Source organism: Kitasatospora sp. NPDC028055 (genome assembly GCF_040637885.1).
Classification (GTDB): domain Bacteria; phylum Actinomycetota; class Actinomycetes; order Streptomycetales; family Streptomycetaceae; genus Kitasatospora.
Map to the genome: position 1 here is coordinate 23,340 of NZ_JBEZXE010000061.1, position 21,515 is coordinate 44,854.

A 21,515-nucleotide genomic window follows, 5' to 3' on the forward strand; every position below is an offset into this window, starting at 1 on the left:
ACACGTCGGCTGGTGGGTCAGTCCCCAGACTCGGAGCCTTGCCCGCCGGCGCCATGCGTGAGTAGCTAATCGATCGGCCAAAGTGCGTTGCCATGCCCATCCGCTATACCACGCAACTCGCCAGTACCCGAGCGTAGATTCCATCTTGCGTATTCGGGTCAGCTATCGGCTGATGGCCCCTGCCGAGAAGCCCCATCCTCGTCTGCCGACGTGACGGTGCTCAGCGACGCCGTCCGGGCTGCCATCACCCATGTCCGCGTGATGGCAGCCTCGGAGGGGGTCAGGGACACGAACTCACCCCAGTCACCCAAGCCAGCTGACGCGACAACATCCGCCAGCATATCAGCCAGGCATGCGCAACCGAATGGGCTGACCATCCTCCCAGGGGCGTCCGGAGCCGAAATCGGTCGCCGACAGCGGGAGGGACATAGCGCACTGGAACAAGGGAACCACGACGACGCGCTCGACGTATGAGTAGACCCAGTCGTCGTGGCTCCCCGAGGTGGCCGCCTCGCCAGTCACAGTCGCTCTCAGCAGCCAGCCCGGGCCGTCACACCCGAGCATTCGGATGGTCTGCAGTCGCCGGAAACCCCTGTCCTGCTGCACCGGGACATCGCACCTGAGTTCGATGCCGGCGCGCCCGGCCCACTCTCGGACCTCACCCCCCAGGCCGCGAACCCGCTGCGCGAGGATCTCGCGAGCCCTGGCCCACCCACTATCCTGGCTCGCGTGGAAGGCCTGGAGCTGTACTCCCGTCGCCCCCCGGAGGACAACAGCTTCCAACAGGTCCGAGGACCCTCTGCCCTCGTTCAGCTGGATCTTGAGACCCGGCTCTCGGGGGATCCTGAGGCCACCGAGGTCGATGAGGTCAATACCCTGCCAGCCGGTCTCGCTCGCGTCCCAAGGGCCGATCTCCACACCCCGCTCAACCAGCCTAAACGGATCCTCCATTCGCACGAAGTCGCTAGCGATTTCCTCCGCGGCCCCCATCAAACGGTCAAGATCCTCTCCTCGGATGTTCTCCGCGTCCGTCAATGCCACGAGGACCGCGACGATGCCCAGCAACGAGAACAGCCCGGTCAGCCGTCCGGCCTCGACGGCGTGCAGATCGCCTGTCAGTGCGGAGATCATCGTCGCCACGTCGTCCGCCCCGAGGCCCTGCGACGTCACGGCAGGCGCGTCGACCGGAAACGTCTCACCGTCCTCTTCCCGAAGTTGCACCAGGATCTTGGCAGCGAACACCAGTACCAACGCCGGCGTGACGCGTTCCGGTCGTTCCTCCCATCCAGCCCGAGCCACGGCCGCGTCGGACAAGGTGCCACTACGGCCGAACTCCTCAAGAATCAGCCTCGCGGCGATACTAACGTCGCCCATTCCGCCACCCCTTAATCAACTTCAGCCCTCGGTGAAGGGTAATGCCCGCAGCGATTGTTGCTGATGCGACGTCCGCAGCGGCGCCGCCGTGAGGCGTTGAGTTGAGCACCTGCTCGACATTGCTAGGCGCCCTGGATACCGTCGACGAGCGAGTCTGCGCCTCGTCTGCGACCGCTTGGCTGGCTCGGCGGGTCGTCCCCTGCGCATCGGTCAACTTCGTGCCCGCCGGACGGGCGTAGCCGCCCGAATCGGGTGCCACGAAGTCGGGTAGCTCACCAGGGTCCAACGACGCCCGACCCGCACCCTTGGTGACCGCGGTCGCTTCCTCGCCGTTCCCGCAGTTATGCACGAGGACCGCGGTGGCGCCTGCTTGCACATAGTACGTGTGGAGCAGGCTGACGGTGAGGTTGTGGGTGGTGATGGCGTAGGCGTAGTTGCGGACGGACTTGATGGTCCGGGTGGTGCCGTCGGGCTGGCGGAGCTGTTCGCCCGGGGTGAGGTCGCCGGCGTCGACCCACTGGTTGCGGGTCTCGCTCCAGTAGGGGTGGTGGTGGGTGGAGGTGATCTTCGACTGGTCGGCGGCCGGCGGGCCGCGGGGGTTGGCGTCGTCGGTGAGGGTGAGGTCGGTGAAGTCCTTGTCGTCGGGGGTGGTGATGGTGGCGGTGACGGCTTCCGGACGGGTTTCGCCGGTCTGGGGGTCCGTTGCCATGACGACGTCACCGTCGTGGACTTCACCGATGGCCTTCGTGGTGCCGTCCGCCATCAGGACCATGGTCGCTGCCGGGAAGCTGTTGCACTTGTCGGGAGTCGGGGATGAATCCGCCTCGGCCTTGGCTGGTTTGGCTTCGGTGCTTGCCGCGTCGGCCGCTGATTCTTTTGCTGCTTTTCCTTCGGCCGCCTTGGCTGCCGCCGCTTCGGCCGCTCGGGCCTCCGATGCGGCGGTCTTGGCGGTGACATAGGCGGCTTCGGCTTCCTTCGCTGCGCGTTCGCCGCCCCTGATGGCGTCGTAGATCCTGTTGATCTCCTTGTAGATCTTCAGGGCCTGGATGCCGACCTTGATGGCCTTGAAGATCTTGCCCCAGGGCAGGGTGTTGAGGGCGGTGTTGATGCAGGCCATCACGTCGCCCTTGGTGAAGCAGTCGCGGGCGTCGTTGAAGCCGATCAGGTCGCCGACGATGTCGACCACCTTGTGCACGAGTTCATCGCGCTTGCGCTTGTTCTCGTTGACGATCTTGTTCGCATCGTCGAGGGCGTCCTTCGCGTGCTGCTCCGCCGGGGTGGGCGGTGCCGTGGGGAGCTTCCGCTTCGGGGCGACGTGGTCGATGTCGGTGAGGTTGCCGTTGGAGTCCCCGTACCAGCCGGTGCACTCCGTTTCCTGGTTGCAGTCGACGCGCAGGCCGTTGGCGTCGGACTTGTTGATGGGGCTGTTGTTGGCGTACGCGTAGGCATTCCACTGCTGCGGATCGCCGGGGTCGGTGATGGGGTCGGGGCTGATGAAGCGGCCCGTCTTGGGGTCGTACTCGCGGGCGCCGAGGAGGGTGAAGCCGGTGGCCTTCTCCTTGGTGCCGCCGACGAAGCCCTTGTCGCCGGCCCAGACGCCTGCCGCGGGCTGGGTGCCGCGGTCGTTGCCGAACGGGTCGGTGGGACGGCGGACGTGGGCGAGGGTCCCCGCGTCGAACTGGACGCCGTTGGTGCCGTGCGGGTCCGCGCTCTGGTAGGCGAGCGTCGACGATCCACTGCTGGTGGTACGGGTGATGGACAGACCGTTGGAGGCCGGGTAGCTGCGGACGTTGGTGACCACTCCGGAGTTGGTGTCCAGGGTGATCTGGTCCGCGCCCAGGTTGAGCGTGGTCTTGCCGGCGTCGCAGCGGATCAGCTGGTTGCCCGACACGTCGTACAGGTAGCTGGTGGCACCGTTCTCGCCGGTGCCGGTGATCTGGTCGAGCTTGCCCTGGGCATTCCAGGTCAGCGTCCTGGTGCCCGGGGTGTCCGTGATCGCGGTGGTGTTGCCGGCCGCGTCGTAGGTGTACGAGGTCACCCCGGTGCCGGCCGGGGCGGTCCGGGTGGACTTCATCAGCGCGTGCGGACCGCCCGTCCGGGCGGACGATCTTGCCCGCCACGCGGTTGGCGATCTGCTGCGGCTGGAAGGACACCGCGGGCAGGGTGATGGGCGTGCGGTTGACGCCTCCGCGTTCTCCGAACCCACCAAGGGCTGGCTGGCCAACGGCGTCGACGCCAAGCTGTACCCGAAGGTCGGCTCCAACGGCGACGTGACGGGTGACGGCGTCCCGGACCTCTGGGCCGTCGACACCAACAACCAGTTGGTCGCCTGGGCCGGCGTCGGCACCAAGGCGGCGGACGTCAACAGCGGCCCGACCGTGACCGGTCTGGAGACCACGCCGGTCGTGCTCGGCAACCTCAACCGCCCGATCGGCAACTGGCTGGCCGCGCCCGACGGCGGCAACACCGTCAAGGACGGCCAGAAGAAGGCCGACGGCACGGCCGTGGGCGTGAGTTGGGTCCAGGACACCGTGGACGGCCGCGCCGCCACCGTGGGCGCTTTCAGCCCCGGAGCCGGCTCGACCGTCACGATGTCGCGCCCGGTGGTGGACGCCCGCAAGAGCTTCACGGTCTCCACCTGGGCCAGGACCGGCCCGAAGGGCGGCATCGTCGCCAGCCAGGACGCCGTGCACAGCAGCAACTTCATCCTGTACGCCGACGCCAAGTACGGCTTCTGGGCCTTCGCCCTGTCGGTCAGTGACGACGACAGCTGGTCGTACGACTACACGGACACCCGGAACGCCTCCGCCTACTTCCGGCCCGGCGTGTGGACCCGGCTCACCGCCTCCTACAACGCGGACACCGGCGCCATGTCGCTGTACGTGGACGGCGTGCTCGCCACGACCGGCTACCACCGGGCGAGCACCAGCCCGCCGCCCTCGGGGCCGTTCGTGCTGGGCCGGTACAAGTACCAGTCCAAGCCGACGGACAGCTTCGACGGGAGCATCAGCAGCACCGCGGCCTACCCGTTCGCGGTGGCGCCCACCGCGCCGGGCGCCGCGAGTGTCATCCGCTCGCGCGTCGACGCGAACAAGTGCGTCGACCTCAACGGCGGTGTGGCCGCCAGCGGGTCGGCGATCCAGCTGTACGACTGCAACGGCAGCACCGCCCAGCAGTTCTCGCTGGGCGGTGACGGCACCGTCCGGGTCATGAACGGGTGCATGGCCCCGGCGAACGCCGGTACGGGCAACGGCACGCCGATGGAGTACCGCACCTGTGACGGCACCGCGGCGCAGAAGTGGATCCCGCTCGCGAACGAGGTGCTGTACCACCCGGCGTCCGGCCGCTGCCTCGACCTCCCTAACGGGCGCACGGACAACGGCACCCGGCTCGGGCTCTGGGACTGCCAGCTCGACCAGCTCGGGCCCAACCACCAGTGGTCCGTCCCGAACCTGCGGACGGCGGTGCTGCCCGCGCCCCCGCGTTCCTGACTCCGTGTCCTGATCGCCGCACCTCGGGCCCGTTCCGCCACCTGGCGGGACGGGCCCGGTTTGTTGTCAGGGGCAGGGCCGACAGGCGGATGAATCCGGGCAAAGCAGTCATACCAGTCGGTGACGTTGACACCGGTTCGGGTAGCTGGTGGGGTTGCTCGCATTGTGGTCCAGGCCTGGCGAGGAGGCCCCTGTGCAAGCCCGTGTGTCCGTGGTGGCCGGGCGGCGGCTGCGTCAGCAGTTGGAGCAGAGTCCGGTGCTGCGCGAGGTGCTGGACCATCCGACGGCGCTGGCGGCCCGGCGGGCGACGGCGCGGACGTGCCGTCAGCTGGTGCCGCGGACCGCAGACCGGCTGATCGCCGATCTCAAGGGGACGGAGCCGCTGCTGGCGTCGGTGCGGGCGGAGCGCGCGGCCGGGCGGCCGGGGCGGCGGACCATGCAGATCGCGGCCGGGGTGGTGACCGCGGCGGTGGTCGGCGGGCTGCTGGCCGGGCCGATGCCCTCGGTGGCGTACGCGGCGGCCCCCGGGCCGGACGTGGTGAGCAGCGCGCCCCAGACGCCGCTGGGCAGCGTGACGGACCCCCAGGTGTTCCCGCGCCCGCAGGAGCAGACCGTGGCCGGACGGGCCGTCACCGTGCCGAGCGCCGTGACGCTGGTGACCGCGCCCAAGGTGGACCGGGGCGCGGTGGACGCCGTCCGTGAGGTGATGACCGTCGCCGGGGCCACCGCGCTGACCCCGCAGGCCGACGGCGGCACCCCCGCCGCCGGCTCGCTGGTGGTGTACATCGGCGGGCCCGCCGAGGGCGCCGAGGGCGAGACCGACCGGACGCTGCGCCAGCTCGCGGCCGCGGCCGGCGGCAAGGACGGCGCCGCGCCGTCCACCGCGGGCATGCCGCCCGGCGGCTACGTGCTGTCCGTCGGCCAGCTGCCCGCCCAGGGCGGCGGCACGTACGGCGCGGTGGTGCTCGCGGGCGCCGACGCGACCGGCACCTTCTACGCCGCGCAGAGCCTGCGCCAGCTGCTCGCCGCCGTACCGGCCGGTCAGGGCCAGGGCCCGGGCGCGGCCGGACTCGGCCTGCCCGGCATCACCCTGCGGGACTGGCCCAGCGGCGCGCCGGTGCGCGGCACCGCGGAGGCCTTCTACGGCACTCCGTGGACCGCCCAGCAGCGGCTCGACCAGGTGGACTTCCTGGGCCGCTCCAAGCAGAACTTCTACCTCTACGCCCCGGGCGACGACCCGTTCCGGCTCAGCCGCTGGCGCGACCCCTACCCCGCCAACCAGCAGTCCGAGCTGCGCGAACTCGGCGACCGGGCCCGGCAGAACCACGTCACCCTCGGCTACGCGATCGACCCCGGGCAGTCCCTCTGCTTCAGTTCGGGCAAGGACGTCGACGCCCTGGTCGCCAAGCTGGACGGGCTGCGCAAGCTCGGCTTCACCGCGTTCCAGCTCCAGTTCCTGGACGTCAGCTACGACGAGTGGCACTGCGACGACGACCAGGACGAGTACGGCCGTGGCCCGGCCGCCGCCGCCAAGGCGCAGGCCGCGCTGGTCAGGAAGGTCCAGGACCGGCTGATCGCCAGGAACCCCGGGCTGGCGCCGCTGTCGATCGTCCCCACCGAGTACCACAAGCAGGGCTCCACGCCCTACCGCAAGGCCCTGGCCGACGCGCTGCCCGGCGGCGTGCAGGTCGCCTGGAGCGGCGGCGGGGCGATCCCGGAGAAGATCACCGGCGCCCAGGCCTCCGACACCGGCAGCCTGTACGGGCACCCGCTGGTCACCATGGACAACTACCCGGTCAACGACGCCAGCCCGGACCGGCTCTTCCTCGGCGCCTACACCGGCCGCGAGCCCGAGGTGGCGACCCGCTCCGCGGTGCTGCTGACCGGCGCCATGCAGCAGCCGGTGGCCTCCCGGATAGCCCTCGCCACGGCCGGCGACTTCGCCTGGAACCCGACCGGCTACAAGCCCGAGGACTCCTGGCAGGCGGCCGTGCGCTCGCTGGCCGGGCCGACCGGCGCCAACGCCACCCCCGCCGGCTCGGCCCTGGCCGCCGTCCGGGCGCTGGCCGGCAACAGCACCTCCTCCCCGCTGTCCAAGCAGGAGTCCGGCTACCTCCAGCCGCTGCTCGACCAGTTCTGGGCCAACGCCGAACCCACCTCCGGCGCCGCCCCGGACCTCGCCAAGCTGATAGCGGCCGCGGGCCCGCTGCGGGACGCCTTCGCCGCCATGGCCGGCGCCCAGCAGACCCTGGCCGGCACCGACGCCACCGCCCAGCTGGCCGCCGAGGCCGGCCCCTGGCTCGGCCCGCTGCGCGACTACGGGCTGGCCGGGCAGGCCGCCCTCGACATGCTGCTGGCCCAGCACGGCGGCGACGGCGCGGCCGCCTGGAAGGCCCGGGTGCAGCTCAACCGGCTGCGTGCCCAGCTCGCCCAGGCCCCGGCGACCATCGGCGCGGGGGTGCTCGCGCCCTTCCTGGACCGGGCCGTGCGCGCCGCCGACAACTGGTCCGGCGTGGTCAGCGGCGGGGTCACCCCCACCACCAGCATGGGCACCGCGCAGGACCACCTGCCCGCGCTGATGACCGACGGCCAGGCCGACACCTTCTACTGGAGCTCCGCTCCCCCGCAGCCCGGCGACTCCGTCGGCGTCGACCTCGGCGCCGGACGGCCGATCAGCGGCGTCACCGTGCTGATGGGCGGCTGGGGCAACGGGCCCGACGCCCGGACCGCCGTGGACGACTACATCCGCGACGGCGTGCTGGAGTACAGCACCGGCGCGGGCGGCTGGCAGCAGCTCGCCGTGGTGAAGAACCAGAAGACGGTCAGCGCCCAGCTGCCGCCCGGCACCGTGGTGCGGGCGGTGCGGCTGCGGGCCACCTCCGCCCAGAAGACCGCCGTCGCGGTGCGCGAGTTCACCGTCACCGCTCCCGACGAGTCCCCGGCCAACGTCACCGGCGGCCCCGCCGCGCTGCCCGGCTCCTCGGCCGCCGCCGTCCTGGACGGCAACCCGGACACCGCGTACCGCGCCGCCAAGCCGCCCACCGCGCAGGACGAGCCGCTCACCGTCGAGCTCGGCGCGGCCCGCCCGCTGGACCGGCTGACCGTCCTCACGGACCCCAACGTGCACGCCTCCGCCACCGTCGCGGTGCGCCGCGCCGACGGCAGCTGGACGGACATCGGCGTCGTCCAGCCCGGCTACAACGAGCTGGCGGCCGGCGGGCAGGTCGCCGACGCGTTCCGGATCACCTGGAAGCCCGGCGGCGACCCGCCGGTGGTCAACCAGGTCATCCCCTGGTACGCGGACACCCCGGCGGCCCGGCTGAGCCTCGCCGACCCGGCCCTGGACGTGGTCACCGGCGCCGCCGCGCCCGCCAGGACCCAGGCCACCGTGGAGGCCGGCCGCCCCGAGGGCACCACCGGCGACCTGCGGGTCGAGGTGCCGGCCGCCGCCAAGGGGCTCTCCGTCACCCCGGCCGGCCCGGTCACCGTGCCGCGCGGCGGCCGGGTGGGCGTGCCGCTGCTGGTCACCGCCGCACCGGGCACGCCCTCCGGGACGTACCAGGTGCCGGTGTCCTACGTGGCGGGCGGCACCACCGTGAAGCAGGTGCTGCAGGTCCACGTGGTGCCGCCGACCGGCGGGCCGGACCTGGCGCCCGGCTCCCAGGCCTCCTCCTCGGGCGACGAGACGCCGAACTTCCCGGCCTCGGCGGTCGCCGACGGCGACCCGAAGACCCGCTGGTCCTCGCCGGCCAAGGACGACGCCTGGGTGCAGCTGGCACTGCCGCAGGCCGTCCACCTGGGCGCGGCGGTGCTGCACTGGCAGTCCGCGTACGCCTCCTCGTACAAGATCCAGGTCTCCGCGGACGGCAGCAGCTGGACGGACGCCGCGACGGTCGACAACGGCAAGGGCGGGGACGAGACGGTGCGCTTCGACGCCTCGAACGTCCGGTACGTCCGGATGCAGGGCGTGGCGCGGGCCACCAAGTTCGGCTACTCGCTGTACGGGATCGAGCTGTACGCCGTCACGGCGCCGGCCGCTCCGCCGCAGCCGCCGACCGCGCCGGTGGCCCCGGCGGGCCAGCCCGGGGCGCAGCCGGGGACGCCGGCGGTGCCGCCCAAGCAGTGACCGCCCGGGGCGCAGCCGGGGACCCCCGCGGCGCCTCCAGGCAGTGAACGCGGCGGGCCGCCGGGCTCCCCTTCGCGGGGGGCGCGGCGGCCCATGAGGCGCGTACCGACGGTGTGACGGGCGGGCCCTTGTGGTGCGGGGGTCAGGCGGAGAGCGGTTCGGGCTGCTCGCCGCGGCGGGCGGGGGCGGGGTGGGCGACGTGCGCCCGGCCGATCGGGACGGAGTGGGTCTCCGTATGGTCGTGGTGCTCGTACTCGCCCCACTGGGGGGCGCGCAGCTGGTCACCGCCGCCGTACGGCTCCAGGTAGGGCCGCCAGCGCGGGTCCTTGATCCCGGTGCCGATGATCCGCCAGGCGAGGCCGCTGGGCGGTGCCGGTGGGCGTTTCATCCGCCAGCCGAGCTCGGTCAGGTGGCGGTCGGCCTTGGTGTGGTTGCAGCGGCGGCAGGCCGCCACCACGTTGTCCCACCGGTGCTGGCCGCCCCGGCTGCGCGGGATGACGTGGTCGACGCTGGTTGCGGCGGCCCCGCAGTAGACGCAGCGGCCGTGGTCCCGGGCGAACAGCGCCCGGCGGGTGAGCGGGACGGGCCCGCAGAACGGGACCCGTACGAAGCGGGTCAGGCGGACGACGGACGGCGCCGGAAGGGCGCTGGTGGCGCTGTGCAGAGTGACTCCCGAGTCCTCCAGGCTGACCGCCTTGTGGTTGAGGACCAGGATGAGTGCGCGGCGCATCGATACGACGCCGAGTGGCTCGTAGGACGCGTTGAGGACCAGGACATGCGGCACGGATGCCTCCTTGGACGCCTGCGGCGCGTGGCTCGCGCCGGGACGAGCGGTTGGATCGCGCAACGAGTGCGTGATCTCCCCCAGTGTCGCCTTACGCCTTCGTACGGCGCCACCACTCCTGTGTAACGGACCTGACGTGAACTCCGGGTGTGGTCTCCGTCATACCCCGTAGTACCCGGTATGCCCGGGGGAAGGTCCACTTGCACCCCGGCGCTGCCGGGGCGGGGCGCGGCGGGGCGGGCGGACCGCCGGGGGGAGTGCGGCTCGGCCGCTCGGAGCAACCCCGGGGGCCGTACGGCGGGCGGGGCGCGGCCGTTCGGGGGAGGTGGGGCCGGTGGTGCGGGGTGGTGCGGGGAGGTGGGGCCGGTGGTGCGGGGGTGGTCGGGGGTGGCGGCGGGAGGGTGCCGGGGCGGTGCCCGGAGGGAGCGCACCGGGGCGTTGACGGGGCGTCCGGGGCGGGCCGCGCGCCCGTCGGTGTGTCCGGGCTGGTGTTCGGTGCCCGATAGGCTGGCGCGCACGGTCCGCGGGCCGCTCGTGCGGCGCGGGACCGGGTCACGCCCCCTGCAAGGAAGGTCCCGCACGTGTTCCGCTCCGGCGCCACCGGTCCGACCGACGCGTCCTCGACGCTCTCCACCCCGACGCCGGCCCCCTCCGCCACCACGCCGCAGCTGCCGGACCTGCGCATTCCCACCAGCGCGCAGGAGGTCACCGACACCACCAAGCAGGCGGCCAGCTGGTTCGACACCCACTGGCAGGGCTGGCTGGCCGGGGGCCTGCGGATCGTCCTCATCATCGTGCTGGCCCTGGTGCTGCGGGCCATGGTGAACAAGCTGATCACCCAGCTGATAGCACGGATGGCGCGCAGCCACGACCAGCACCGGGAGGAGAGCCGGCTCGGCGGGCTGCTGGCCAACCACGGGGTGGTCAACCCGGAGCGGAGGCAGCAGCGCTCGGAGGCGATCGGCTCGGTGCTGCGCAGCCTGGCCTCCTTCACCATTCTGGGCACGGCCGCGCTGATGGTGCTCTCCGCGCTCGGGATGAACCTGGCGCCGCTGCTGGCGAGCGCCGGTGTGGCCGGTGTGGCGATCGGTTTCGGCGCCCGCAACCTGGTCACGGACTTCCTGTCCGGGGTCTTCATGATCATGGAGGACCAGTACGGCGTCGGCGACGAGATCGACACCGGGGTGGCCACCGGCACCGTGCTGGAGGTCGGCCTGCGGGTGACCAAGCTGCGCGGGGCCAACGGCGAGATCTGGTACATCCGCAACGGCGAGGTGAAGCGGATCGCCAACATGAGCCAGGGCTGGGCGACCGCCTCGGTGGACGTGCAGGTCGGGTACAAGGAGGACCTGCAGCGGGTCGAGGACCTGATCCAGGAGACCGCCGAGGGGCTGTCCAAGGAGGCCCCGTACGACGAACTGATCTGGGCGCCGGTCTCGATCCTCGGCGTGGAGTCGGTGGCGGCCGACTCGGTGGTGGTCCGGATCGAGGCCCGCACGGCGCCGGGCAAGGCGCCGCTGGTCTCCCGGGCGCTGCGCCAGCGGCTCAAGACGGCCTTCGACCTGGCCGGGATCAAGGTCAAGGAGGAGGCCGCCGCGGTCGCCACCGGCGTCTCGATCACCGCCGCGGAGCCCGCCCCGCCCTCCGCCCTCTCCGACCCCACCTCCCCCCGCTACCGCGCCACGGAGCCCATCCCCCTCCCGAAGCCACCGACGGACGACCTGACCAAGCCGTAGCGGTCCGGCGGGGGCGCTCGCCCTACCGAGGGACCGGCGGGAGGTTCGTGAGCGTGCGCAGGGCCTGATCACGCGCGCGGAAGCCGAAGCTGATGAGGGTGACGCTCTCTCCGGGACTGAGCGGCGTCCGGCCGTGCGGCGTGAGCGCGCCGTCGAATACGACACAGTCACCTGCGGCGAGATCGCATTCGAGGTAGCCGTCGGCGGTGATGAAGACGGTGGTGCTGACCCCGGACCGGCCGATGGGGCGTTCGTGCTCGAGGCAGAGGATCAGGTTGGCTTCGCCGAAGCCGAACTCGTCGATGTGGAAGTCGAGGAATTCCCCCTCCTCCAGGTAGGCGATGTAAACGCCGGTGTGCGACTGCTCGACGTCCAGGCCGGTGGAGCGTGCTACGACTGCGGCGAGATCGACCTGTGCGGCGAAGCGGTTCGCGGCGTCGCCGACGGGCGCGTTCCACTTGCCGTTGTGGAGGTATCCGTCAGCGGCGACGGCCTTATCGGCCTCCGCCGCCATGGCGGCGATCAGCTCAGCGGGGAACGACTGATCACGCAGGAGGCTCGGGTGAACGCGCTGGTGTGCGGTGAGCCCGCGCACAGCGTCCCGGAGGTTGGGGAAATCCTCTGCCCATCGGGCCGGCGTCCGCGCCGTGGTGCGGGACTGGAGCCATGAGGTCCACTGGCCGCTCCACTGGCGCGGCACCGCGCTGCCTGCAGCTGATGGTGCGGCCTGGCCGGTCAGCAGCTCGACCCGGGCGAGTGCGGCCTGCGTGGACTCGACCAGCTCGGCGTCCTCCTTGGCGAGCCGCAGGCGCAGCGCCTCCTGGAGATAGGTGCGGGCGCCCGCGAGGTCGCCGCGCTCCATGAGGTGCTTGCCGGTGTGCTGGAGCGCGAAGTCAACGAGTTCCGGGTGTCGGCTCCGCGCGGTGTTCAGGGCGCTGCGGTAGAGCGCGTCCGCAGTCTGCACGTCACCGGCGTAGCGGTGCGCGTCGGCGAGGTTGAGACCGGTGGCGACGACGGCCCGGGTGTTGCCCATCGCCGCGGCCAGGTCGAGCGACTGCCGGAGGAACGCACGGGCCTCCTCGTGGTTGCCCAGGCACATCTGGCCCATGCCGATCCACCTGGTCAGGAGCCGAGCACGCGCGGGGTCGCTCCCCTCGGGCAAGGCCCGCAGTTCCTCCTGGAGTTGGCCGACCGCGGTGGTCAACTCGTTCCGGTCGGTGGGGACCATCCGCAGGCTGTCGTCGTGAGTGATGAGGTGATCAAGCACGTGACCCTCCGTCGTTCGGCTCTGCTCAGCGTGGCACTACAGCTGGTCGGTCTGGTCGCGCAGGTCGGCCAACAGCTCCACCCCGTGCGGGGAGAAGTGCTCACGCAGGAGTTCGAGTTCGCGCATGAGGTAGCGGACGGCCGGCAGCCCCTCGTCGTAGGCGCTCCGGAAGCTCAGGCGCTCGTCGGGCGTGAGGTCGTCGCGGCACAGTTCGGGGGGAGAATCGTGCAGACACCCGTCCTCGAGACCTTCACGGATCCGGATGCCGCTGCCCGGGTGCTGGACGAGATCACGCCGCTGTACGAGCGGGTGTTCGCGGAACCGCCCTACCTGGAGGGGCCCCGCGACCTGGCGGGGTTCCTGGAGGGATACGAGGCGTTCCGGACCATGCCCGGCTTCCGACTGGTGCTGGCGCGCTCAGGTGGTGCGTTGGTCGGGTTCGCCTTCGGTGTCCTGCTCCAGCCGGACAGCCGTTGGTGGAACGGCCTCGACGTGGACGAGAGCTTCACCCGCGAAGACGGAAGCCGGACGTTCGTGATCCGGGAGATCGCCGTGGCTCCGGAGCAGCGCCGGCGGGGGTTGGGCCGGGAACTGCACGCAGCCGTACTCGAAGGGGCCCGGGTGGAGCGTGTGACGCATGCGGTCCGGCCCGAAGCGGAGGCTGCGATGAGGATGTACGAAGCCATCGGCTACCGGGACCTGGGCGCCAAGCCCCCGGCCTGGGAAGGGGCCCCGGTGTACCGCTACATGGTCCGATAGCCCGCTACTCGGCTCCGGACCGATGCACCCGCCCTACTACGTTGTCAGGTGGTCGAACTCGCCTTCCTTGATGCCGCGCAGGAGGACGTGGAGTGCGTCGGGCGTGGTGGTGAGGACAGTGTCGGGGTCGTCGCTCTCGCGGACCTTGATGGCGCGGTCGGCGGTTGCTGCAACGTATATGCAGTTGGCGGCGTCGCCGCTGAATGAGGACTTCTGCCAGTTGTGAACGGCCATGCTCGGTCCTGTCTCAGATGCTCTGGGCGATACGGCGGATGAGGTCGCGGGATGCGTCAGGCTTGAGCGCGCTCATCTCCAACCGGTCCATCACAGCTCGATATTTGATCAACTGCGGCTCGGTGTCGATGAACTCGGACCTGTCTCCGTCCACCTGAACACTGTCCAATCGCGCGACCTCGGCGTTGAAGTACACGATCCCGGCGCCGGAGCTCGGGTAGCTGCCGGTACCGAACGGGATCACCCTCAGGTCGATGTGAGGTTGCTCGCTGGCAGTCAGCAGGCATTCCAGCTGCTCCCGGGAAACCTTCGGACCGCCGAAGCCCATTCGCAAGGCAGCCTCGTGAACAACGGCCGACAGCGGGATCGGCTGCTGGCCGTAGAGCACCGCCTGCCGTTTGATGCGGTGGGAGACGAGGTGTTCCACTTCCGGCGGCGAGAAGGAGGGGACAACATCCCGGAAGAGCGCGCGAGCGTGTTCCGGGGTCTGAAGAAGTCCGGGGATGTGAATAGCTGAGGCGATCCGCATCGACTGTGCGTGGTGTTCGAGTTCGGCCAGGTCGAGCGCTCCGGCCGGAAGGATCTCGCGGTACTCCTCCCACCAGCCCCGCGTGCGGCCACCGGTCATGCGGGCCAGGGCGTCGATCAGGGCTTCGTCCGCGCAGCCGTAAAGACGCGCCAGGGCCCGTACCCGGTCCGCGCTCACCGGGTATCCCCCGGACTCGATGTTGCTGATCCGGGACTGCGGGGTGCCATGCAATTCCCCGGCTCGTGTGACCGACAGCCCTGCTTGCTCGCGCAGCCGACGCAGCTCCGCGCCGAGTCGCCGCTGCCGGATGCTCGGCGGAATCTTGCTGGGCGGCACTCGCTGCCTCCTCACTCTCGATCGCCATCGTCGGTACCGTCACCCATTGGAGTGGCGGTGATATGGATTCCTCAGATGCAGTGGACTACATACTACCGACTGGCTACTTTTGATCCTGCGTCAGGGACGATCGCTACCCGTGGTGTCGGCAGCGCGGCGTCCAACTCCCGTTTACGTAGGAGACTTCCATGACCGCTACGCCCTCGCAAAACCCCTACCCGGTCACGCCTGGGCTGGTGGCTGGCCCGACCTTCGACCAGGAGCTGTGCGAGCTCGTGCTCGACACCGCACCCCGGCTGTTCGCCGTCGTCCAGGTGTGCGGATCGGGCCTCGCAGATGCCGACGGGTGGGTCGTGGCCTGGGGGCTCGTCGACCGAGACGGGCCGACACACGTGATCGGCATCGACGGGCGGGCGCGGATGACCCTCGCGTCTCCCGAACGAGCCTTGCGCCACTTCGCCGGGCGACCGGGGATCACCTCGCAGCTGGTCTGGCTCGCGCAACCGGGCGCAGCCGGTTTGGACCGGGCCGAAGCCGCCTGACCTCCGGCCTCCTCTCGCGCCTGTCGAGGAGGAGCGGGCGCGAGTGGGCCGCAAGGGACAGGGTTCGGAAATGCCGTCGCCGCTTCGGCCGTGCCGAAGCGGCGACGGGCGTCAGGACGTGGCCTGCTGGGCCTTGGGGCGGCGACCTCCTCATCTGAGGAGGTCGCCGCGCCCGTCTTTCGTGCGGGCCGACCGGTAACGCTTCGGCATCCGAGGGGGTAGGGGGCATTGACACTCCGCTGACGGGGACCGTACGGTCCTGTGCCAAGCGACTGGAAAGTTTCCTAACAGTTCACGTCGATCGGTCGGGAGGGGAGGATTCCGGGCATGACCAAGAGCACTGCCAAGGCGCCCCTCGCCGGCACTCCGAGCCTCCTGCGGGCCATCAACGACCGGGCCGCGCTGGAACTGCTGCTGGAGAACGGGCCGTTGTCCCGGACCCAGATCGGCGCGTTGACCGGGTTGTCCAAGCCGACCGCCTCGCAGCTGCTGGCCCGGCTGGAGGCGGCCGGGCTGGTAGTGCCGGTCGGGACCACCGAGGGTGGGCCGGGGCCCAACGCCCAGCTGTACCAGGTAAATCCGGCCGCCGGGTACGTCGCCGGGCTGGACGTCACCAACAGTGGGATCAGGGTCGCGATCGCCGATATCACCGGCGGCACGCTGGCCGAGCACACCGTGTCGACCAGAGGCGTCCCGGCCGCCGAGACCGTGCCGAGAGTGGCGGCCGCCGTCGCCGAGGCGGTGCGGGCCGCCGGGCTGCCCGAGGGGTGCCTGCGCACCGTCGCGATCGGTGTCGGCGGCGCCCCCGACCCGGTCACCGGCAAGCTGCGCTACGCCTCCCACCTGCCCGGCTGGCACTCGCCCCGGCTGGTCGAGGAGCTGACCGGGGCGATCGGTGCGCCGGTGTCGATCGAGAACGACGTGAACCTGGCCGCGGTCGCCGAGCAGGCCTCCGGCGCGGCAGCCGGCTTCGAGGACTTCGTCCTGCTCTGGGCCGAGTCGGGGGTCGGCGCCGCGGTCGTGATCGCCGGACGGCTGCACCGCGGCTTCACCGGCGGCGCCGGGGAGGTCGGCTACATGCCGGTGCCCGGCTCACCGGTCGAGTGGGACGCCCGCCGCCGCAAGTTCGGCGGCTTCCAGGACCAGGTCGGGGCGGTCGCCGTCCGGACCCTGGCCCGCGAGCACGGACTCGGCGCGCCCACCGCCGAGGAGTCGGTCGCCAAGGCCCTGGAGACCCCGGGTGCCGGCGACGCCTTCCTCACCGAACTGGCCGGGCGGCTCGCCGTCGGGCTGTCCGTGATCGTCGCCGTGGTCGACCCCCAGCTGGTGGTCCTCTCCGGCGCGGTGCCGAGCGCGGGCGGCGAACGCCTGCGCGCGCTCGTCGAGGACGAACTGGCCCGGGTCTGCCCCGCCCGGCCGGAGATCCGCAGCAGTGCCCTGTCCGGCTCGCCCGTCCTGCTCGGCGCCCTGCAACGCGCCCTCACGGACGCCCGTGAGGCGGTCTTCTCCACCCACTAGCGCTCCCCCGCTCCCTGAGACGCCCTGCACCCACCTCTCCCCCAACCCCTACGCGGGCCCAGAGGCAATGACGCCTGCCCGCGCACCCCCAGGAGGACCTCGAAGTGCACGCCACCACCTCCCGCAGAGGCCGCCGCACCGTCGCCGCCGTCGCCGGCAGCGCCGTCCTGGCCCTGCTCGCCTCCGCCTGCACCGGTTCCAGCGAGTCCGGCGGCACCGACGACTCCGCCAGCGGCAAGGACGTCACCATCACCTTCTGGCACGGCTGGAGCCAGGACAACGAGGTGAAGGCGATCAACGACACCATCGCCGCCTTCGAGAAGGCCCACCCCAACATCCACGTCAAGCCGGTCGGCAACGTCGCGGACGACAAGGTCAGCCAGGCCCTGCGGGCCGGCGGGGACGACGCGCCGGACGTGGTGTCCTCCTTCACCACCAACAACGTCGGCATGTTCTGCTCGACCAAGGCGTTCGTCGACCTCAAGCCCCAGCTGCAGAAGAGCGGCATCGACGCGGCCAAGACCTTCCCGGCCGCGATGCTCAACTACACCCAGTTCCAGGGCAACCAGTGCTCGCTGCCGCTGCTCGGCGACGCGTACGGCCTGTACTACAACAAGAAGGCCTTCGCCGCGGCCGGCATCTCCGCCCCGCCGAAGACCTTCAGCGAGTTCGCCGCCGACGCCAAGGCGCTGACGATCGCCGACGGCGACTCGTACAAGCAGCTCGGCTTCATGCCGCTGTACCACGGCTACGAGTCCACCACCGAGCACTTCCTCGGCCAGTACGGCGCCACCTACTTCGGCGCCGACGGCAAGTCGAACCTCGCCGCCGACCCCAAGGTCGCCGCGATGCTCGACTGGCAGAAGGGCATGGTCGACCAGCTCGGCGGCTACACCAAGCTGGACCGGTACCGCGCCACCTTCGGCGAGGAGTTCAGCGCCAAGAACCCCTTCCACACCGGCCAGGTCGCGATGGCCATCGACGGTGAGTGGCGGACCGCCTCGCTCGCCGAGAACAAGCCCGACTTCGACTGGGCCACCGCGCCCTTCCCGGTGCCGGACGACCAGGCCGACACCTACGGCCGCGGCTACCAGACCGGCACCATCGTCGGCATCGCCAGCACCAGCAGGAAGCAGGCCGCGGCCTGGGAGTTCGTGAAGTTCCTGACCACCGACACCGACGCCGTGGTCAACTTCGCCAACGCGATCCACAACGTGCCGAGCACCTTCGACGCGCTGAACTCGCCGAAGCTGGTCAGCGACCCGAACTTCAAGACCTTCCTGGACGTCGCCAAGAACCCCAACTCGGGCACCACCCCGGCCAGCGTCAACGGCGGTGGCTACATCGTCTCGCTGCAGAACCTGGGCTACGACTACGAGTCCGGCAAGCAGACCGACCTCAAGGCGGGCCTCGCCGCCACCGCCAAGCAGATCGACACCGACATCGCCCAGGCGAAGTAACGGGAACGGTCCACGGAGCTCCCCATGTCACTCGCGTTCGGCACCCGCAAGGGGGCCGGGACGGCCGACCCGGCGGCGCCCTCCACGCAGCACCTGCTGCGCCGGAAGCGCCGCCGGGAGGCGGCCCGCACCCTGGCCTTCCTCTCCCCCTGGCTGATCGGGTTCAGCGTCTTCTTCGTCTACCCGCTCGTCTCCACCGCCTACTTCTCCTTCACCCAGTACAACGGCTTCGGCACGCCGACCTTCAACGGCCTCAAGAACTGGGACTACGTCCTCAACCAGCTGCCGACCTTCTGGCAGGGCCTGCGCAACACCCTGTGGCTCGTGCTGGTGATGGTCACCCTGCGGGTCGCCTTCGGCCTCGGCATCGGCATGCTGATCACCAAGGTGAAGACCGGCGCCGGCTTCTTCCGCACCGCCTTCTACCTGCCGTACCTGGCCCCGCCGGTGGCCGCCACCGTGGCCTTCGCCTTCCTGCTCAACCCCGGCACCGGCCCGCTCAACCACCTGCTCGGCGAACTCGGCCTGCCGCAGCCCGGCTGGTTCGCCGACCCGAACTGGTCCAAGCCCGCGCTCACCCTGCTCGCCATGTGGGGCATCGGCGACCTGATGGTCATCTTCATGGCCTCGCTGCTGGACGTCCCCAAGGAGCAGTACGAGGCGGCCGAACTGGACGGCGCCGGCCCGTTCCAGCGGTTCCGGTACGTCACGCTGCCGAACATCTCCCCGATCATCATGTTCGCGGTGGTCACCGGGGTCATCCAGACCATGCAGTACTACACCCAGGCGTACGTCGCCGGGAAGGTCGCCAGCGGCATCGCCGGCAACTCCGGCCAGCAGTTCGAGCCCGGGTTCCCCCAGGGCTCCACCTGGACCCTGCCGCAGATGGTCTACAACCTCGGCTTCCAGCGCTTCAACTACGGCGCGGCCTGCGTCGTCGCCCTGGTGCTGTTCGCCATCTCGATGGCCGTCACCTCGGTCCTGCTCCGCCGCCGGTCCGGCTTCATGGCGAGCGACGACTAGCGGACGGATGAGGACTCCGACATGACTCTCAGCTCCACCCTGACCAAGCCGACCACCCGCAGCGCCGCGGGCACCGCCGCGGCCCGGGCCGCCCGGCGCCGCGCCCTGCTCAACTGGGTCGCCGTGCACTCGCTGGCGATCGCCGCCGCACTGTTCTTCCTGCTGCCCTTCGTCTTCGTCCTCCTCACCTCGGTGATGAACGACCAGCAGGCGCTCACCACCGACTACTGGCCCACCTCCTGGAACTGGGGCAACTACGCCAAGGTCTGGAACACCCCCGGCTTCCTCACCTGGTGGCGCAACACCCTGGTGTACGCCGGCGCCGGCACCCTGCTGACCGTCGTCTCCAGCCTGCCGGTCGCCTACGCGCTCGCCAAGTTCCGCTTCCGCGGCCGCAACCTGGCCCTGATGGCCGTCATCGCGATGATGATGCTGCCGCCGCAGGTCACCGTCATCCCGATGTACCTGTTCTGGGCCAAGCAGCTGGGCCTGGGCGGCTCGCTCTGGCCGCTGATCATCCCGATGGCCTTCGGCGACGCCTTCTCCATCTTCCTGCTGCGCCAGTTCCTGCTGACCATCCCCAAGGAGTACCTGGAGGCCGCCCGGATCGACGGCTGCGGCGACCTGCGCACCCTGCTGCGCGTCGTGCTGCCGATGGCCAAACCGGCCATCGCCGCCGTCGCCCTGTTCCAGTTCTTCTACTGCTGGAACGACTACTTCGGCCCGCAGATCTACGCCAGCAACAACCACGACGCCTGGACGCTCAGTTACGGCCTGGAGTCGTTCAAGGCCGCCCACCACACCAACTGGAACCTCACCATGGCCGCCACCCTGCTGGTGATGGCGCCGGTGATCGTCCTCTTCTTCTTCGCACAGAAGGCCTTCATCGAAGGCGTGACACTGACAGGGGTCAAGGGCTGATGTCCGCACTCAAGTTGGCAATCGTCGGCGGCGGGTCGACGTACACCCCGGAGCTGATCGACGGCTTCGCCCGGCTGCGCGACACCCTGCCGATCGGCGAACTGGTCCTGATCGACCCGGCCGCCGAGCGGCTGGAGCTGATCGGCGGGCTGGCCCGGCGGATCTTCGCCAAGCAGGGGCACTCCGCCACCGTCACCGTCACCACCGACCTGACGGCAGGCGTCGCCGACGCCGACGCCGTCCTGCTGCAGCTGCGGGTCGGCGGCCAGGCCGCGCGGAACCGGGACGAGACCTGGCCGCTGGAGTGCGGCTGCGTCGGCCAGGAGACCACCGGCGCGGGCGGGCTGGCCAAGGCGCTGCGCACCGTGCCGGTCGTCCTGGACATCGCCGAGCAGGTCCGCCGGGCCAACCCGGACGCCTGGATCGTCGACTTCACCAACCCGGTCGGCATCGTCACCCGGGCCCTGCAGAGCGCCGGGCACAAGGCCGTCGGGCTGTGCAACGTCGCCATCGGCTTCCAGCGCAAGTTCGCCGGGCACCTGGGGGTGGACCCGGAGCTGGTCCGGCTGGACCACGTCGGGCTCAACCACCTCACCTGGGAGCGCGGGGTCACCCTGCTGGACGGCCCGGGCGCCGCCGGCGGCCGCGAGGTGCTGCCGGAGCTGCTGCGGGACTTCGGCAAGGAGATCGCCGAGGACCTGCACCTGCCGCAGGCCTTCGTGCAGCGGCTCGGCGTGGTGCCCTCCTACTACCTGCGCTACTTCTACCAGCACGACGCGGTGGTCGAGGAGCTCAGGGCGCAGGGCTCACGGGCCGCCCAGGTCGCCGAGATCGAACGGCAGTTGCTGGAGCTGTACGCCGACCCGGCCCTCGACACCAAGCCGGAGCTGCTCGGGCAGCGCGGCGGGGCCTTCTACTCGGAGGCCGCCGTCCAGCTGATCGCCGCCCTGCTCGGCACCGGCGGCGGGACCTCCGTCCAGGTCGTCAACACCCGTAACGACGGCGTGCTGCCGTTCCTGCCGGACGACGCCGTCATCGAGGTGCCCGCCGAGGTGGACGCCCGCGGCGTGCGGCCGCTGCCGCAGCGACCGGTCGAGCCGCTGTTCGCCGGGCTGATCGCCGCCGTCACCTCGTACGAGCACCTCGCCCTCGACGCCGCCCTGCGCGGCGGCCGCGACCGGGCCTTCGACGCCCTGCTCGCCCACCCGCTGGTCGGCCAGATCGAACTCGCCGACCGGCTCACGGACCGGCTGCTCGCCCACAACCGCGAGCACCTCTCCTGGGCCTGAGGCCTGTCTTCGAACTCCCGTCGTTCGCCCGGAGGGCGGGCGGGGCGGCGTTGGGGTGCGTGCATCGCAAGGCGGAGGAGGGAGCCCAATGCAGCGCATTGGCGACCGACGACAACGCGGCGAGGT

The 21,515-nt window shown here is 71.0% G+C and carries 16 protein-coding genes; 10 read left to right on the forward strand and 6 right to left on the reverse strand.

Annotated elements, in window-relative coordinates; translation table 11 throughout:
* Positions 1–342: 342 nt before the first annotated feature.
* Both AB0F71_RS35670 and AB0F71_RS35675 read right to left on the reverse strand, forming a co-directional pair.
* A complete protein-coding gene (locus AB0F71_RS35670; RefSeq protein WP_360243940.1) occupies positions 343–1,374 on the reverse strand; it encodes a DUF3710 domain-containing protein in 1,032 nt (343 codons plus the stop codon).
* The gene (locus tag AB0F71_RS35675) at positions 1,361–3,448 is read right to left on the reverse strand and encodes an RHS repeat-associated core domain-containing protein (RefSeq protein WP_360243943.1); all 2,088 of its coding nucleotides are present in this window, start codon (positions 3,446–3,448) and stop codon (positions 1,361–1,363) included. Before AB0F71_RS35675 ends, AB0F71_RS35670 begins: the two co-directional genes overlap by 14 nt.
* Here AB0F71_RS35675 and AB0F71_RS35680 point away from each other — a divergent pair.
* Together AB0F71_RS35680 and AB0F71_RS35685 are read left to right on the forward strand one after the other, a co-directional pair.
* A complete protein-coding gene (locus AB0F71_RS35680; protein WP_360243946.1) occupies positions 3,438–4,865 on the forward strand; it encodes a ricin-type beta-trefoil lectin domain protein in 1,428 nt (475 codons plus the stop codon). The two genes, AB0F71_RS35675 and AB0F71_RS35680, sit on opposite strands and share 11 nt — an antisense overlap.
* 193 nt (positions 4,866–5,058) lie before the next feature.
* Positions 5,059–8,991, forward strand: coding sequence for a beta-N-acetylglucosaminidase domain-containing protein (locus AB0F71_RS35685; protein ID WP_360243949.1), 3,933 nt, complete (start codon positions 5,059–5,061; stop codon positions 8,989–8,991).
* Between the two features lie 142 nt (positions 8,992–9,133).
* Here the strand turns inward: AB0F71_RS35685 and AB0F71_RS35690 are convergent, their stop codons facing one another.
* Positions 9,134–9,775, reverse strand: a complete 642-nt coding sequence (locus tag AB0F71_RS35690) for an HNH endonuclease (protein WP_360243952.1) — start codon at positions 9,773–9,775, stop codon at positions 9,134–9,136.
* Positions 9,776–10,356: 581 nt separating this feature from the next.
* Here AB0F71_RS35690 and AB0F71_RS35695 point away from each other — a divergent pair.
* Positions 10,357–11,511 (forward strand): mechanosensitive ion channel family protein, encoded by a 1,155-nt coding sequence (locus AB0F71_RS35695; protein ID WP_360243955.1) that lies wholly within the window; start codon positions 10,357–10,359, stop codon positions 11,509–11,511.
* A 22-nt stretch (positions 11,512–11,533) separates the two neighbouring features.
* Here AB0F71_RS35695 and AB0F71_RS35700 read toward each other — a convergent pair whose 3' ends face one another.
* Complete coding sequence (locus tag AB0F71_RS35700) at positions 11,534–12,739, reverse strand: tetratricopeptide repeat protein (RefSeq protein WP_360243958.1); 1,206 nt, start codon at positions 12,737–12,739, stop codon at positions 11,534–11,536.
* Between the two features lie 15 nt (positions 12,740–12,754).
* Here AB0F71_RS35700 and AB0F71_RS35705 point away from each other — a divergent pair, with 15 nt between their 5' ends.
* Entirely contained in the window at positions 12,755–13,537 is a 783-nt protein-coding gene (locus tag AB0F71_RS35705) for a GNAT family N-acetyltransferase (protein WP_360243961.1), read from the forward strand.
* 36 nt (positions 13,538–13,573) lie between these two features.
* Here AB0F71_RS35705 and AB0F71_RS35710 read toward each other — a convergent pair whose 3' ends face one another.
* Positions 13,574–13,771, reverse strand: a complete 198-nt coding sequence (locus AB0F71_RS35710) for a DUF397 domain-containing protein (protein WP_360243964.1) — start codon at positions 13,769–13,771, stop codon at positions 13,574–13,576.
* A gap of 13 nt (positions 13,772–13,784) precedes the next feature.
* On the reverse strand, positions 13,785–14,636 hold the full coding sequence (locus AB0F71_RS35715) for a helix-turn-helix transcriptional regulator (RefSeq protein WP_360243967.1): 852 nt from the start codon (positions 14,634–14,636) through the stop codon (positions 13,785–13,787).
* Between the two features lie 188 nt (positions 14,637–14,824).
* On the opposite strand from AB0F71_RS35715, the gene AB0F71_RS35720 reads away from it, so the two are divergent.
* The 6 genes from AB0F71_RS35720 to AB0F71_RS35745 all read left to right on the forward strand — a co-directional run bounded on the left by AB0F71_RS35720 (position 14,825) and on the right by AB0F71_RS35745 (position 21,389).
* Positions 14,825–15,178, forward strand: coding sequence for a hypothetical protein (locus tag AB0F71_RS35720; protein WP_360243969.1), 354 nt, complete (start codon positions 14,825–14,827; stop codon positions 15,176–15,178).
* A gap of 327 nt (positions 15,179–15,505) precedes the next feature.
* Positions 15,506–16,696 (forward strand): ROK family transcriptional regulator, encoded by a 1,191-nt coding sequence (locus AB0F71_RS35725; protein ID WP_360243972.1) that lies wholly within the window; start codon positions 15,506–15,508, stop codon positions 16,694–16,696.
* Positions 16,697–16,800: 104 nt separating this feature from the next.
* On the forward strand, positions 16,801–18,156 hold the full coding sequence (locus AB0F71_RS35730; RefSeq protein ID WP_360243975.1) for an ABC transporter substrate-binding protein: 1,356 nt from the start codon (positions 16,801–16,803) through the stop codon (positions 18,154–18,156).
* A 24-nt stretch (positions 18,157–18,180) separates the two neighbouring features.
* On the forward strand, positions 18,181–19,179 hold the full coding sequence (locus AB0F71_RS35735) for a sugar ABC transporter permease (RefSeq protein ID WP_360243978.1): 999 nt from the start codon (positions 18,181–18,183) through the stop codon (positions 19,177–19,179).
* Positions 19,180–19,200: 21 nt separating this feature from the next.
* A complete protein-coding gene (locus AB0F71_RS35740) occupies positions 19,201–20,100 on the forward strand; it encodes a carbohydrate ABC transporter permease (RefSeq protein ID WP_360243981.1) in 900 nt (299 codons plus the stop codon).
* Positions 20,100–21,389: a 6-phospho-beta-glucosidase gene (locus tag AB0F71_RS35745; RefSeq protein ID WP_360243984.1), complete on the forward strand. Its 1,290-nt coding sequence runs from the start codon at positions 20,100–20,102 to the stop codon at positions 21,387–21,389. The genes AB0F71_RS35740 and AB0F71_RS35745 overlap by 1 nt, the downstream gene beginning before the upstream one ends.
* The last annotated feature ends 126 nt before the right edge of the window (positions 21,390–21,515 follow it).

Bases quoted from the DNA above. Each gene is read 5' to 3' on its own strand.
- AB0F71_RS35725 (WP_360243972.1), top strand. From the start codon at position 15,506: ATGACCAAGAGCACTGCCAAGGCGCCCCTCGCCGGCACTCCGAGCCTC.
- AB0F71_RS35735 (WP_360243978.1), top strand. From the start codon at position 18,181: ATGTCACTCGCGTTCGGCACCCGCAAGGGGGCCGGGACGGCCGACCCG.
- AB0F71_RS35670 (WP_360243940.1), bottom strand. From the start codon at position 1,374: ATGGGCGACGTTAGTATCGCCGCGAGGCTGATTCTTGAGGAGTTCGGC.
- AB0F71_RS35675 (WP_360243943.1), bottom strand. From the start codon at position 3,448: ATGAAGTCCACCCGGACCGCCCCGGCCGGCACCGGGGTGACCTCGTAC.
- AB0F71_RS35740 (WP_360243981.1), top strand. From the start codon at position 19,201: ATGACTCTCAGCTCCACCCTGACCAAGCCGACCACCCGCAGCGCCGCG.
- AB0F71_RS35700 (WP_360243958.1), bottom strand. From the start codon at position 12,739: ATGGTCCCCACCGACCGGAACGAGTTGACCACCGCGGTCGGCCAACTC.
- AB0F71_RS35710 (WP_360243964.1), bottom strand. From the start codon at position 13,771: ATGGCCGTTCACAACTGGCAGAAGTCCTCATTCAGCGGCGACGCCGCC.
- AB0F71_RS35720 (WP_360243969.1), top strand. From the start codon at position 14,825: ATGACCGCTACGCCCTCGCAAAACCCCTACCCGGTCACGCCTGGGCTG.
- AB0F71_RS35745 (WP_360243984.1), top strand. From the start codon at position 20,100: ATGTCCGCACTCAAGTTGGCAATCGTCGGCGGCGGGTCGACGTACACC.